At 47.2% G+C, this 14770-nt stretch carries 12 protein-coding genes; 10 read left to right on the top strand and 2 right to left on the bottom strand.

Annotated elements, in window-relative coordinates:
• Positions 1–75 precede the first annotated feature (75 nt).
• The 10 genes from NI455_RS02610 (at position 76) to NI455_RS02565 (ending at position 11568) form a co-directional block, all read left to right on the top strand.
• Positions 76–963, top strand: coding sequence for an SDR family NAD(P)-dependent oxidoreductase (locus NI455_RS02610; protein WP_004644933.1), 888 nt, complete (start codon positions 76–78; stop codon positions 961–963).
• 226 nt (positions 964–1189) lie between these two features.
• Positions 1190–1972 carry a bifunctional phosphoribosyl-AMP cyclohydrolase/phosphoribosyl-ATP diphosphatase HisIE gene (gene hisIE / locus NI455_RS02605; RefSeq protein ID WP_253112246.1) on the top strand — a complete coding sequence of 261 codons (783 nt, stop codon included), beginning with the start codon at positions 1190–1192 and terminating at the stop codon, positions 1970–1972.
• 15 nt (positions 1973–1987) lie between these two features.
• Complete coding sequence (locus NI455_RS02600; RefSeq protein WP_253112243.1) at positions 1988–3490, top strand: UvrD-helicase domain-containing protein; 1503 nt, start codon at positions 1988–1990, stop codon at positions 3488–3490.
• 41 nt (positions 3491–3531) lie between these two features.
• On the top strand, positions 3532–4914 hold the full coding sequence (locus tag NI455_RS02595) for an ATP-binding protein (RefSeq protein WP_253112241.1): 1383 nt from the start codon (positions 3532–3534) through the stop codon (positions 4912–4914).
• Positions 4915–5350: 436 nt separating this feature from the next.
• Entirely contained in the window at positions 5351–8188 is a 2838-nt protein-coding gene (locus NI455_RS02590; protein WP_253112433.1) for a monovalent cation/H+ antiporter subunit A, read from the top strand.
• A 4-nt stretch (positions 8189–8192) separates the two neighbouring features.
• Complete coding sequence (locus tag NI455_RS02585; RefSeq protein ID WP_213686761.1) at positions 8193–8558, top strand: Na+/H+ antiporter subunit C; 366 nt, start codon at positions 8193–8195, stop codon at positions 8556–8558.
• Complete coding sequence (locus NI455_RS02580) at positions 8558–10366, top strand: monovalent cation/H+ antiporter subunit D (RefSeq protein WP_253112239.1); 1809 nt, start codon at positions 8558–8560, stop codon at positions 10364–10366. The genes NI455_RS02585 and NI455_RS02580 overlap by 1 nt, the downstream gene beginning before the upstream one ends.
• Positions 10366–10884 carry a Na+/H+ antiporter subunit E gene (locus tag NI455_RS02575; protein ID WP_253112238.1) on the top strand — a complete coding sequence of 173 codons (519 nt, stop codon included), beginning with the start codon at positions 10366–10368 and terminating at the stop codon, positions 10882–10884. The genes NI455_RS02580 and NI455_RS02575 overlap by 1 nt, the downstream gene beginning before the upstream one ends.
• Positions 10881–11156 carry a monovalent cation/H+ antiporter subunit F gene (locus NI455_RS02570; RefSeq protein ID WP_005108490.1) on the top strand — a complete coding sequence of 92 codons (276 nt, stop codon included), beginning with the start codon at positions 10881–10883 and terminating at the stop codon, positions 11154–11156. The genes NI455_RS02575 and NI455_RS02570 overlap by 4 nt, the downstream gene beginning before the upstream one ends.
• 10 nt (positions 11157–11166) lie before the next feature.
• Positions 11167–11568, top strand: coding sequence for a Na+/H+ antiporter subunit G (locus NI455_RS02565; RefSeq protein WP_180180643.1), 402 nt, complete (start codon positions 11167–11169; stop codon positions 11566–11568).
• A gap of 85 nt (positions 11569–11653) precedes the next feature.
• Here NI455_RS02565 and NI455_RS02560 read toward each other — a convergent pair whose 3' ends face one another.
• On the bottom strand, positions 11654–12058 hold the full coding sequence (locus tag NI455_RS02560) for a ribosome-binding factor A (RefSeq protein WP_004281108.1): 405 nt from the start codon (positions 12056–12058) through the stop codon (positions 11654–11656).
• The gene (gene infB / locus NI455_RS02555) at positions 12058–14766 is read right to left on the bottom strand and encodes a translation initiation factor IF-2 (RefSeq protein ID WP_114541781.1); all 2709 of its coding nucleotides are present in this window, start codon (positions 14764–14766) and stop codon (positions 12058–12060) included. The genes NI455_RS02560 and infB overlap by 1 nt, the downstream gene beginning before the upstream one ends.
• Positions 14767–14770: the final 4 nt, after the last annotated feature.

The raw sequence follows: 14770 nt of genomic DNA, 5'->3' as shown, positions 1-14770 counted from the left end.
TCATCTTCTGTTAGAGCGCCATAGACCTTTAATAAAAATAATTTGAACGCTGACTTCAAATTAGGGATAACAAACGTGAAAACTAGACTACACAAACAACTGGAAAAACGTGTTGCAGGTAAAACCGTCCTGATTACCGGTGCATCCAGCGGTATTGGTTTAACGACAGCACATCAACTGGCTGATGCAGGTGCCCATGTTTTACTGGTGGCCCGTACTCAGGAAACCCTAGAACAAGTAAAATCAGAAATTGAAGCCAAAGGCGGCAAAGCCTCAATCTTTCCATGTGATTTAAACAATATGGAAGCGATTGATGAAGTTTCCAAACAGATTATTGCCTCAGTCGATCATATTGATATTCTGATCAATAATGCAGGACGTTCGATTCGCCGTGCCGTACATGAGTCGGTAGATCGTTTTCATGATTTTGAACGTACCATGCAGCTGAACTATTTCGGCGCGGTGCGTCTGGTGATGAATATCCTGCCGCAAATGATGATTCGTCGCGCGGGTCATATTATTAACATCAGTTCGATTGGCGTACTGGCCAATGCCACCCGTTTTTCAGCCTATGTCGCTTCAAAAGCTGCACTGGATGCCTTTAGCCGCTGCCTGTCTGCAGAAGTACATTCACATAAAATCGCAATCACATCGATCTATATGCCTTTGGTGCGTACCCCGATGATTGCGCCGACCAAAATCTATAAATATGTACCGACGCTTTCCCCAGAACAGGCGGCTGACCTGATTGCCTATGCGATTGTGAAACGTCCGAAAAAAGTGGCGACCGGTTTGGGCCGCCTGGCTTCCATTACCTATTCAATTGCACCGGATATCAACAATGTCTTGATGTCGATTGGCTATAACCTGTTCCCAAGTTCAACTGCATCTGTGGGCCAACCACAAAAATTAAACTTGGTGCAAAAAGCATATGCACGTCTGTTCCCGGGCGAACACTGGTAATTTTTCATACGGATAATTGAATCACAATACGAGCCGCCAACCAGGCGGCTTTTCTCTGTCTCATTTTTGCAAGATCTGAAATAAAGTGGACTGATTTAAAAAACCACGACACAGCCTGTCCTGATCAACACAGATTTTTGCCGCAAATGCTGCGAGATCACGTACACTATCAGCGGATATTTCCTATCCGTATTTTTATATTTTGATTGAAATGATGGAAACCCTTATGAACAACGCGCAATGGCTCGATGAAGTAAAATTTAACGAACAAGGATTAGTCCCTGCCATTGCCCAGCATCATCAAACTGGACGTGTGTTGATGGTGGCCTGGATGAACCTTGAAGCATTGGCTTTAACTGCCGAAAAAAATCAGGCGGTATATTTCTCCCGTTCACGCAATAAGTTATGGCATAAGGGCGAAGAGTCAGGACATTTTCAGACCGTACATGAAATCCGTCTGGACTGTGATGCCGACGTGATTGTGCTGCAAATTGAACAACATGGCGGTATCGCCTGCCATACTGGCCGTGAATCATGTTTCTATCGCAAGCTCACGCCAAATGGCTGGGAAATTGTCGATGCACAGTTGAAAGATCCGTCTGCGATTTATGGTGAAAAATCTGCTAATCCACATACGTTTGCCATGGAGGCGTCAACCGCTCAATCTGAACAGGTCGAAGTCCTGTCTTATCTGGGTCAGATGATGGCAGAACGCAAACAGGCCGATCCGGACTCCTCTTATGTGGCCAAGCTCTACCATAAAGGTTTAAACAAGATTCTAGAAAAAGTCGGTGAAGAAAGCTTTGAAACTGTGCTGGCAGCCAAAGACTTTGACCAGAATGCTTCGGCAGACCATAAAAATGATCTGATCTATGAAGTGGCAGACCTGTGGTTCCATACCATCGTGATGCTGGGTTATTTCGACCTGGATGTGCAATTGGTATTAAATGAACTGGCACGTCGCCAAGGCTTATCCGGCTTGGTTGAAAAAGCCAATCGTCAGCATTAAGCCTTGAATTCATCTGTGTCTGATTTAAAAAAATCGACCGCAACCTATGAGCAGGCGACTGCCATTGATAACGCACGTCTGGGCAAATCCTTTAAAGTCATTGCCTATGCAGGCACAGGTAAAACGACTACCTTGCAAATGATCAGTGATGCCATGCCGCAAAGACGTGGCATGTATCTGGCTTTTAACAAGGTCATTGCCAGTGAAGCGCAAGCCAAATTTCACCGGGGAGTGGATTGCCGGACTTTTCACTCGCTGGCGTTTCGCAGTGTTCCACGTGGAGTCACCGACAAACTGCGTCTGCCACGCTTGAGTCCAAGTTTTATTGCCAAAGAATACCGGCTTGAACCAATGACTATGCGCCGCATGATGGGTGGGCGTTATGAAAAATATGTCTTGATGCCTTCGCGTCTGGCAAGCTTGGTCGCCAATGCTGTCGGTTATTTCTGTTCGACCAGTTCGCAATACCCTGCCCCACGGCATATTCAGGCACCGAGCTGGTTGCATCCGGATGATATCGAGACTTTACAGAAGAAACTTTATCCAGCAGTCGAACGGCGCTGGCTAGAGTCGATTGATCCAAATCATCAGGCCGGCATTGGTCATGACATTTACCTGAAACTCTGGGCGTTGTCTGAACCGAATATCCCGGCCGATTATGTGCTGTTCGATGAAGCCCAGGATGCCGATCCCTTAATGCTGGGAATTCTGCTGAAACAGCGCAGCACCCAAGTGATTTATGTCGGAGACGCGCATCAGCAGATCTATGCTTGGCGCGGTGCAGTCAATGCCATGCAGCAACTGCCTCTGCCCGAATCACGTCTGACCACCTCATTTCGTTTTGGTCCTGAAATTGCCCTGAATGCCAATGCTATTTTAGGTGCCCTCAATGAGACCGTGCCTTTGTTTGGCAATCCGTTGTTAGATTCTAAAGTCGTGAATAAACCGCATACCAAAATACGGGATGCAATTTTATGCCGGACCAATGCCCGTGCTATGGAACTGTTATTAGCAGGTTTAGTTCGTGGCGATAAAGTCAGCCTGCAAGCCGATCACGTCAAACTGAATCGTTTTGTCGATGCGGCCGCCATGCTGAAACAGGGCAAACGTGTGGTCGATGTACCGGAACTGGCCTGGTTTAACTCCTGGCATGATGTCCATGAATATTGTGAAACCAATGAAGGTAGTGACATCAAGCCACTGGTCAAACTGGTGGACGAACATGGGACTGATCCACTAAAAAAAGCCCTGGCTAAAATCACCCCAATTGCCCAGGCCGATTATATTATTTCCACGGCACACAAGGCCAAAGGTCTGGAATGGGATCGGGTTCATATTGAAGATGACTATCAATTTAAGCTGAATGAAAAAGACCATAAAATTAGTGATGAAGAATTAAGATTACTTTACGTGGCCTGTACACGTGCTAAAGTGAGTTTAAATATTCATCACATTTATGACCTGATTCAGCAACTGAAGATCAAAATGCCACAGTCGCTTCGGCAGGCAGTCGGTTAAAGTGCATGGCATGGATGTAAACCTCATAGGACAGGTGATCTATGCACATCCAAGCGTTTCAACTGAAACACACACTGCATTTTTCCGACATTCAGCTTCAGTTTAATTATCCGCAATGCCCGGTCACCTTGATTCTGGGCAATCAGGGAACTGGCAAAACTACGCTTTTACGTTTTAGCTATCAGGCACTGACCTGGTTTGCAGCCCGTTATCGCGACAGCCGTGCTGCCGGTCTTGTGATGCAAGATCAGGACATCATGCAAAACCGGCTGCAATCCAAAATTGACATCCGGATTGGTTTTCCTGAAGAGATGGGCAGCTTGCCAGAATCCAGTCAGTCTGAGCCTGCGAACCTACAAAGCTGTTCATGGCAAATCTACAAGACCCTAAACAGTCAGGGTCTGGGTTTTAGCAAAGCAGAAACCTCACAGCTTGAAAGCATGCTCAGCCTGTATCACAAAGCCCGCTTGCACGATCCCCTGCTCGGTTTGCCGCTAATTGCCTATTATCCTGCTGAACGCTTTACCAATGAAGTCAATCTGCTCAGCAAAAATAACCCGGCCATTCTCCAGTCCGCACATGCTTATGAAATCGCTGCGATTCCTTTCACCACCTTTGCCCGTTTTTTTGAATGGTTTCGTGAAATCAGTGATATTGAAAATGCGCAAAGTGCCAAGGTTATGAACCAGATTTTGGCGCGTGCCTTGCAGCAGCCTGAAAACAGTCGCGGAGATGAACTGGCCCGGCAGATCGAGAAAGCCCAGGCACATCTGCATGCACCGAATCTCACCGCTTTAAAACAGGCCCTATCGCTGATCTTGCCAGAAGTCAGCCAGATGTATTTAAAATATCAGCCCAAGCTGCAACTGATGGTGACCTATCAGCAACAGACCTTTAGTTTTCAGCAACTGCCCAACAGTATCCGCAACTGGATTGCACTGGTGGGCGATATTGTACGGCGGCTTTGTCTGTTGAATCCCAATAGTTTATTTCCGTGTCAGGAAGGCACAGGTGTTTTACTGATTGATGCGATTGATCATCAACTGGATCAGGAGATGGCAGCAGTGATCCTGTCACGCCTGCATCAGGCTTTTCCTAACTTGCAGATTATTGCGACCGGCAACCGGCCTGAATTACTGGAACAGGCGCAAGGCTTTCAATGTCTGAAACTGGAAAATAAACAGCTGCACCCCATTCATCTTGAAAGTATGAAAACCCAGTTTGATCAGATCTACGCAGAGCTGGAATTGCAGCGAAATAAAGATATCTCGCCTGAAGATACTTTACTGGAAACGGTCACCGAACCCGTCACACCGCTTGCAGTATTGCAAATGATTCAGCAACAGTTAAATCCGGAACAACAGCAGGAACTGCTAGCCCTACTGACTCAGGAGTATCATCCGACGCTACCTCAGTCGCTCTAAACAGATTCAAAAAAATAAGCGCGATTGTTTGAGTAAACAAGGAAGCCTTTTTCAGCATTCTGTTTTGCTAGGATTGAACTGTTTTGAGTCAAATTTACAATCAATGCCTGCAATTTAATCTTAATTTTCGGTCACTTCTAGATGATCTGTTTAAGCATGCAGCGCCTGTTAAAACCGAGCCGGCGTATAATTTATAAGTTCTACATAAAAACGTTGATGTTGTTGTTATCCTGTAATATGATCGGTTTTATTTGCGAATTTCATTGTAAAATCGGAATTTGCTATCGTTTATAAGTTGCGCAATACAACTGTTTTATATTCTTTTTGAATATTCTTTTGGCTTTCAAGATTGAGAAGTTTGGGTCGCTCCTTGTGGTCCTGTAGTCCTTGAAAGATAAAGATTCACCTTAGGTTGGTCAAAACCTAAATCATGACAATGGATACGAGTGTGCTGCCGATTATTATATTGTTACCGTTAGTATTAGGCACAACCCTTGTCTCGTGGCTGAAACAATTTTCGCGCGGGGTAACGGCTTTAGGGGCAATTGGTGTCAGCCTCAGCAGTTTCTTATTATTATTGAGTCAGGCGCCTGCCATATTTGATGGCGCAGTGATTACCCAGACCTGGTCCTGGCTGCCCCAGCTCGGCATCGATTTCAGTTTTCGCCTGGATTCTCTGGGACTGCTGTTTGCCTTGCTGATCAGCGGAATTGGTACCCTGATTTATATTTATGCCTATTATTATCTCAATCCCAAAAATTCACTGAGCAAACTGTATCTTCTGCTGATGCTGTTTATGGCCGCGATGCTCGGGATTTCATTGTCGAATAATCTGATTATCTTATTGGTTTTCTGGGAACTGACCAGTATTTCCTCCTTCTTGCTGGTGGGTTACTGGAGCAATTACGAAGCGGCGCAACGCGGCTCACGTATGGCCTTGACCATTACCGGAATGGGTGGTCTGGCGATGCTGGGCGGTTTTGTCCTGCTTGGTCAAATTACCGGCACTTATCAGCTTGACCAAATCCTGACGATGACTGAGCAGATTCAGTCCCATCATTTATTTGTTCCAACCTTGTTGCTGATTTTACTTGGTGCCTTTACCAAAAGTGCGCAGTTCCCGTTCCACTTCTGGTTGCCGAATGCCATGGCTGCACCGACACCGGTCTCTGCCTATTTGCACTCGGCCACCATGGTCAAAGCCGGTTTATTCCTGGTCGCACGTTTGCTCCCGATTTTTGCCGGCGCTGCACTGTTTCATAATATTGTGACCTTTGTTGGTCTGTTTACCCTGTGCATGGCCGCCTTCTTTGCCATTTTTAAGGAAGACCTGAAAGGCTTGCTCGCCTATTCCACCATCAGCCATTTAGGTCTGATCATGTGTCTGCTCGGGATTGGTTCACCATTGGCTGTTGCAGCAGCGATTTTCCACATTATTAACCATGCCACCTTTAAAGCGGCACTGTTTATGATTGCCGGCATCATCGATCATGAATCCGGTACCCGTGACTTACGTAAATTGTCTGGCTTGTGGCAATTACTGCCCTTTACCGCAACACTGACCATGATCACGGCAGCATCCATGGCAGGTGTACCGTTGACCAATGGTTTCCTGTCCAAGGAAATGTTCTTTACCGAACTGGTCGCCAGTTTAAGTGGTCCACTTATGGTCGGCTCTGCTATTGTCGCGACACTGGCCGGGATTTTTGCGGTGGCTTATTCCATTCGACTGGTGCATGGGGTCTTTTTCGATGGTCCGCTAGGCAAGCAGGTTCCGAATAAAGATGCACATGAACCTGCCTTTGGTATGCGCGCACCGGCCACTTTGTTAGCAATTTTATGTATTTTAGTCGGTCTATTACCCGCTCTTCTAGTAGAAAAAATTGTCAATAGCACCACTCAAGCGACAACCCAAAATTTTGATTTTGAAGGTACCCATCTGGCACTTTGGCATGGTTTCAACCTGCCGCTGCTGATGAGTGTGATCGCTCTGCTCGGCGGAATAATCTTTTACTTTTCTCTCGCCAAAGGTGGCGCCTTACGTGAAATCGACTTGGATCCAAAACTGGGCCGCTTACAGGGCCGGGTGCTGTTCGACCTGTTTTTGAAAAATTTGCTGCTGAATTCACGCCGTTTCCGCCGTACCACTGAAAATGGCAAATTACAAAGCTATTTATTGTGGATTGTGATTTTTACCATCGGGCTGGTAGGATTCCCATTACTCAGCAATGCGGTGGGTACGGGTACGCGCGAGCTGACCCATGCTCCTGCCTTGGCGATTATCCTGTGGTTACTGCTGTTCTCCGCCTGCTGGATGCTGCTGTGGTTCCATCATGAGCGCATTAAAGCTGTACTGATTAGCGGTGCAGTCGGTCTGGTCGTCACCATGGTCTTTATCGGCTTCTCGGCTCCCGATCTGGCGCTGACCCAGATTACGGTCGATGTGGTCACCACTGTTCTGCTACTGATGAGTTTATCTTTACTGCCACAATTAACTCCGTATGAATCGAGTCCGACCCGTCGCTGGCGCGATGCCATTATTGCCTTGGGCGGCGGTCTCGGGATTGCGGCAATTGCCTGGCTGATCATGACCCGTGATCACAATTCCATTTCATGGTTCTTCCTGCAACAGTCCATTCCTCTGGGCGGCGGAACCAATGTGGTGAATGTGATTCTGGTCGATTTCCGTGGTTTCGATACCTTCGGCGAAATTACTGTACTCGGGATTGCCGCGATTGGTGTCCTTAGCCTGATGGATGGCATGCGTGCGCATGGTACCACCATGACCCAGGGCCTGACCTATCGTTTTAATCCTTCCCCGCTGATGTTGCGTATTACCGCATCCTGGATTTTGCCGGTCGCGCTGGTAGTCAGCCTGTATATCTTTATGCGTGGCCATAACCTGCCGGGCGGTGGATTCATTGCCGGACTGGTGACTTCACTGGCACTTATTATTCAATATATCGCAGTGGGACAGGACAAAACCGAACAGTTACTGGGTGCGAAATCCGGTCGCCTGTATGAAATCTGGATTGGAGTCGGCTTAACGATTGCAGGATTAACCGGAATCGCGGCCTGGTTCTGGTCACGTCCATTCCTGACCAGTGCACATATTTATGTCTCTCCGCCTATTATTGGAGAAATGCATTTAGCTTCGGCTGCGCTATTCGATGTCGGCGTCTATGTCACTGTCGTCGGTGCCACCATGCTGATGATTTCAGTCTTGGGCGATTCACGTCACTCCAGCATGTCTGGCCCAGTACCAAGAGGATAATAGAATGATGAGTTTAGAATTTTTATTAGCCTCCGCGATTGGCCTGCTGACAGCCACAGGCATTTATCTGATCCTGCGTGCCCGTACCTTCCCGGTGGTGTTGGGCTTGGCCATGATTGGTTATGCGGTCAACCTGTTTTTATTTGCCATGGGCCGGATTCAGATGAATTCGCCTGCAGTATTAACCGAAGCCTCGAATGTGACCGACCCTCTTCCTCAGGCACTGGTGCTGACGGCCATCGTGATTGGCTTTGCCACCACTGCCTTTATTGTCCAACTGGCACTGCGTAGCCGCTACGAATCAGGAACAGACCACGTTGACTCAAAAGAAGATATCCCCCAGATTGATCCACGTGAGGATGAGCCTTAATGACTGATCTTCTCAATTTCTGGACTCAGCACACCCCTATTTTCAGTATTCTTTTACCGGCCTTTACCGCTTTTGCCCTTGTACTTTTAGGCAATCCGGGTGCAGGCTCTCTGATTACAGACTGGCGTCAACCCTGGCGTCGTGGTATCAGCCATCTCTCGGGAATCTTGGGCCTAATCATTGCCGTCAGTTATCTGATAAACAGCAGTCAGGGCCAAATCAGCGTCTATACCCTCAGCGAATGGGCAGCACCATTTGGGATCGTGCTGGTGCTGGATCAGCTCTCGGCCATGATGCTGGTATTGACCTATGCGCTCGCCTTGCCTGTGGTCTGGTATGCCAGTAAAGAATGGGACTTACGCGGCCGTTATTTCCATGCCATGGTGCATTTCCTGCTGATGGGTCTGACTGGTGCATTCCTGACAGGCGATTTGTTCAACCTGTTCGTGTTCTTTGAAATTTTGCTGATGGCGTCCTATGTACTGCTGTTGCATGGACAAGGCAAGGCACGTTTTCAGCTGGGAATTCATTACGTCACCATCAACCTGCTAGCGTCTGCGCTGTTCCTGATTGGACTCGGAATGATTTATGGCAGTGTCGGCAGTCTGAATATGGCCGATGTAGCCCGTTTGATGCCAACACTTGCAGAAGATCAGCACAAACTGGCCGTTGCCGGTGGCTTGATGCTGTTTGTGGTGTTTGGGATTAAAGCCGCAATGTTGCCGGTGGGTTTCTGGTTACCCAAAACCTATGCCGTGGCCACCACACCTGTTGCAGCGCTCTTTACCATCATGACCAAAGTCGGGATTTATGCGATTTTGCGTATCAACGGCACGGTTTTTGATGACGAATATAGCCATCAGATTCTGATGAACTGTCTGCTGGTGATTGGTCTGGTCACATCTGTCTATGGTGTAATCTGTGCGATTGGCACCGAACGTCTGCGCCGTTTTGTCGGTTTTATGGTGCTGTCTTCAGTCGGAACGATTCTGGTGGCCATTGGCCTGAATAACACTGCGGCTTGGGCCGGTGCGCTATATTACCTGGTACACAGCACCCTGATTGCGGCCGCATTTTATATTCTGTCGGGTTGGATTACCTCGCAGCGCGGCGAATTTAAAGATCATTTTAAAATCGCCCCACTGATGAAACAGAACAAGCTGGTTTCGATTGTCTATTTCATCATCGCTTTGATGATGGCAGGCCTGCCACCGTTTAGTGGATTCTTCGGTAAAGTCTTTATTTTGCAGGCTTCTGTCCATTCAGACTATCAGATGATCATTATTCTGACTATTTTACTGGTAAGTTTCCTCAGTATTCTGGCCTTTACCCGGGTCGGTTTTATGCTGTTCTGGCGTTCGAGCAGACCTGAAGATGATCTTGATTCTGAAGAGTTTCATAAATATGAAGCCCTGCCGAGTAAAGCACCGGCACGCAATGACCGGGTGATTTATATATTGCTTGTGAGCTTAACCGCCTACGTGGTGTTTGCCGGACCGATTTATCAATATAATTATCAGACTGCGGAACAGATCAAAAACAATTCGGTCTATGAAGCCGCGCTGTTAAAACCGGATGCAGAAGGTCAGTTTATTAGCGTCCAGCCATTCGATCCGAAGTATTTGCCAGAAACCAAATATGGTGGTGAGGTGATAGATCCTAATGCGCATCTGATTCCTTATGTGATTTCAGAAGCGACCTTGAAAGGTGAACATATTTCAGAATTCAAGCAACGCCAGATTGACCAGCAGCATATTGAACAGACCGAATATGATGATAATCAACTTAAACCGGCGGAGGGACCTTAATGGCTGAATCATTATTTCAACGCTGGTTCCCACATCCGCTGGTTTCTGTAATTGTGGGACTGAGCTGGGTTTTACTGGCACACAGCCTGGACGCTGGAACCCTACTGATGGCCTTGCTACTCGCAGTCATCATTCCACGTATGGTCGAACCCTTTATTGACTATACCCCCAATATCCAGTGGACTCCTGCCCTGCACCTGTTCTTCGTCGTAGTTTGGGATATTGTAGTAGCCAATATTAAAGTCGCAAAACTGGTGCTTGGTCCAACCAAGAACCTGCATCCGAAATGGTTCCGTGTGCCTTTAGATACCGAACATGAAGAAGTCAACACCTTGCTGGCGATGATTATTACCACCACACCGGGCACGGTATCTGCAGGGATTGACCAGGATCGTGGTGATATTCTGGTACATGCCTTAAGCACAGATGATGAAGCGGCCGAAATCGAGCTGATTAAGCAGCGCTATGAACGCCCGCTCATTGAGATTTTTAATGCACGATCAGGAGAAAAAGCATGACAATTCTACCTTATGCATTATTGATTTGTCTGGGTGCGGTAACCATCTCCATGTTACTGTGTCTGATCCGGCTGATTACCGGCCCCTCTATTGTGGACCGCCTGCTGGCACTGGACACCCTGTTTTTGAATGCCACCTGTCTGGTGGTGATTTTAGGCATTTACTGGAGCAGCACATTTCTGTTTGAAGGTGCACTCTTGGTCGCGATGTTGGGCTTTGTCTCTACCGCAGCCTTGGCACGTTATTTTACCACTGGCCATGTCATCGACTAGGAGTTTTTAAATGTCTTTAATTTTAGAAATACTGGTGTCGATTTTTCTATTGATTGGTGCTTTCTTTATGCTGGTTGGCGGAATTGGGATGGTGCGCTTGCCCGATCTGTTCATGCGTCTGCATGCACCAACCAAATCCAGTACTTTGGGCCTCGGCAGTTTCTTAATTGCAGCAATTATTTTCTCTGCCATGTATGGCCGTTTCGGCTTTGCGGAAGTGCTGATTACCTTGTTTGCCTTTATTACTGCGCCGGTATCCGCCAATCTGATGGCACAGGCTGCATTGCATTTGCGGTTACGCTCTTTGAGTGGCGAAGTGCCGGAAACGCTAGAACGCCCCCTGCCCTGGCAGCGTTCACGCCGTCGTACCTTTTATGAAAAGAAAATCAATCGCAATGATGATTTAGATTAATTGAGCAAGCGATTCCAGTTCTCCCAAATCTCAAAATAGAGAGATAAAAAAAGCCACCCGAAGGTGGCTTTTTTAGTCCTAAGACTTATTCATCATCTTTTTTTGCTTCAGCTTCAGGTAAGTCCTTCACTGCTTCAGCGATCAGACCAAACATATAGTTACCATATGCATTGGTCTTATCGTAATGGAAACGTAGACGAGGCGTAATACGGGTTTTGATACGACGACTCAGCTCGTGGCGCAAGAAACCAGATGCTTTGTTCAACACATCCAAAGTTTCTTTATTGGCTTCCTGACTTTGCTCATCGCCAAGTTCACGTCCCATCACAGTGACATAAACTTCCGCATATCCCAGGTCTGGGCTCACCTTCACTGCAGAGATGGTCACAAGACCACCTAAGCGTGGATCTTTCAGCTCCTGACGGATCAGTTCTGACAACTCGCGTTGTACTGTATCCGCCATACGCTTCAGACGTTGACTACCCGCCATTAAAGACTCCGTTTAATCAGTTGAACATCGTACACTTCGATCTTATCAAGTGCTTTGATGTCTTTATAGCCTTTCACCGCAAGACCACATTCCATACCGGCACGAACTTCTTCAACCACTTCTTTGTAGCGACGAAGAGATTCAAGCTCGCCCTGGAACACAACCACGTCATCACGTAATACGCGAATCGGTTTGTTACGATGCAATACGCCTTCAAGTACCATACAGCCCGCAGCCGCACCAAACTTACTTGAGTGGAATACTTCACGTACTTGTGCAACACCCAGAATCGTTTCACGATGTTCTGGTGCAAGCTTACCGCTCATTGCTGCTTTCACATCATCAATCAATTGATAGATGATTGAGTAGTAACGAATGTCGATACTGTCTGCATCTGCTTTTTGACGCGCAGCGTTGTCCGCACGTACGTTAAAACCGAGTAGAACTGCTTCTGAAGATTCAGCCAGTGTCACGTCAGACTCAGTGATCGCACCTACACCAGAACCGATGATACGTACTTTAACTTCGTCAGTCGCAAGCTCAGCAAGTGCTACATGCAAGGCTTCAAGTGTACCACGTACGTCAGTTTTCAACACAACGTTCACGATAGGCACATCTTTCTTGCCCATAGACGCCATGATGTTTTCAAGACGCATTGCAGATTGACGCTCAAGACGTTTTTGACGTTCACGATCCATACGCGCATCGGCAACTTCACGTGCTTTCTTCTCATCGCTGACCACAAGAACTTCGTCACCTGCCATTGGCGCTTCTGGAAGACCCAGAATTTCCACTGGAATCGAAGGACCTGCAGATTTGATACGCTGACCATTTTCATCCGTCATCGCACGAACGCGACCATAAGATGAACCGGCAAGAACGAGATCACCTACTTTCAATGTACCGTTTTGAACCAGAATAGACGTTACCGCACCACGGCTGTTGTCTACACGTGCTTCAATTACGACACCTTGTGCAGCGCCTTCTTCCGATGCTTTAAGCTCTAGAAGTTCAGCTTGAATCGAAATAATATCAAGAAGTTCATCAATACCTTGACCAGTATGTGCAGAAACCATTGCCACTGGAACGTCACCACCCCATTGTTCTGGCACGATTTCTTTCACAGTCAATTCATTCAATACGCGATCTGGATCAGCAGATTCTTTATCCATCTTGTTGATCGCAACAATGATTGGCGTACCTGCAGCACGTGCATGGTCAATTGCTTCTGCAGTTTGTGGCATTACACCATCATCTGCTGCAACAACCAGAACCACGATATCTGTTGCTTTCGCACCACGTGAACGCATTGCAGTAAATGCTGCGTGTCCCGGAGTATCAAGGAATGTAATCATACCTTTATCAGTAGTTACATGGTAAGCACCGATATGCTGGGTAATACCGCCTGCTTCGCCAGCAGCCACTTTGGCACGACGAATACGGTCAAGCAGTGATGTCTTACCATGGTCAACGTGACCCATAATGGTAACAACAGGCGCACGCGTAGATTGCGCACCACGTGCTTCTTCAGCTGCTTCAAGCAAGTTATCTTCAGCTTGTGTATCAGAAACCAGTACCGGATTATGGCCCATTTCTTCAACAACAAGTGCAGCAATTTCCTGATCAATTGCCTGGTTCTGAGTAACCAATTCACCCATTTTCATGAGTGATTTGATTACTTCACGAACCTTAACTGCCATTTTCGCAGCCAAGTCAGCAACCACAATCGTTTCACCGATTTCAACATCATAAACCTGTTTTTTCACAGGTTTTTCGAAGCCGTGCTTGTTGCCCTGGCTGGTTTTTAAACCACGCTTAGGCTGTTTGCTGAAGCTTTGCTCTTCCTGACCACGACGACCACCTTTTTTCGGTGCACGTGCGCTCGGCGTATTCGTACCACGTTTGATTTCGCGGTCTTCTTTTGCAAAAGAGTCTTCATATGCCTGGCCAACAAGACCGGCAGCCAGAGGAGAATCATCAACAACACGAATAGTTGCAGTGGTATCTTCCGCGGTGTACTTAGACGCCATTTGACGCATTTGCTCAAGGGTACGTTGCTGCGCTTCTTCAGCCGCTTTACGACGTGCTGCTTCTTCAACAGCTTTTAATTTTGCTGCTTCTGCTTCACGTGCCTTTTTCTGTTCAGCGGTTTCAGTTGGTTTAACAACTTGCTTCACAATCGGCTTGTTAGTTGATTTGCGTTTTACCACTACTGCAGCTTTAGAAACTTCTTGCTTGTCGCTGGTTTGCTTTGCAGCAGCACGCATCGCTTCTAGAGCTTTATTCGCATTATTTACGCCAGTTTTTGGAGCTTCGGCAGAAGCAGCTTGCGCTGTATTCTGCTCAGGCGCAGCTTTGGCCTGTTGCTCAGCCTTGGCTTTCGCCAATGCTTCTGCTTTGATCTGTTCTGGATCCGGCTTAACAAATGTATGCTTCTTGCGAACTTCTACATTAATCGTTTTCGCCTTACCTGAAGTACTGGCTACTTTAGCCGTACTAGTCGTTTTACGTTTCAACGTGATTTGCCCTGCTTGGCTTTCCGAACCCTGTGACTTTTTCACATGACTCATCAAGCTATCTTGTTGTTCGGTGGTAATAATATCGTCAGCTTTACGCTGTGGTAAACCTGCCTCACGAACCTGCTCTAGGAGCTTCTCAACTGGACGACCCACGTTGAGGGCTAACTCTTTAATCGACTTGTCCGTCATATAC

It is taken from the genome of Acinetobacter lwoffii, from assembly GCF_024129435.1.
GTDB lineage: Bacteria > Pseudomonadota > Gammaproteobacteria > Pseudomonadales > Moraxellaceae > Acinetobacter > Acinetobacter lwoffii_F.
The sequence above is the reverse complement of the archived record's forward strand: the minus strand, read 5'-3'. Positions and strand labels throughout refer to the sequence as shown.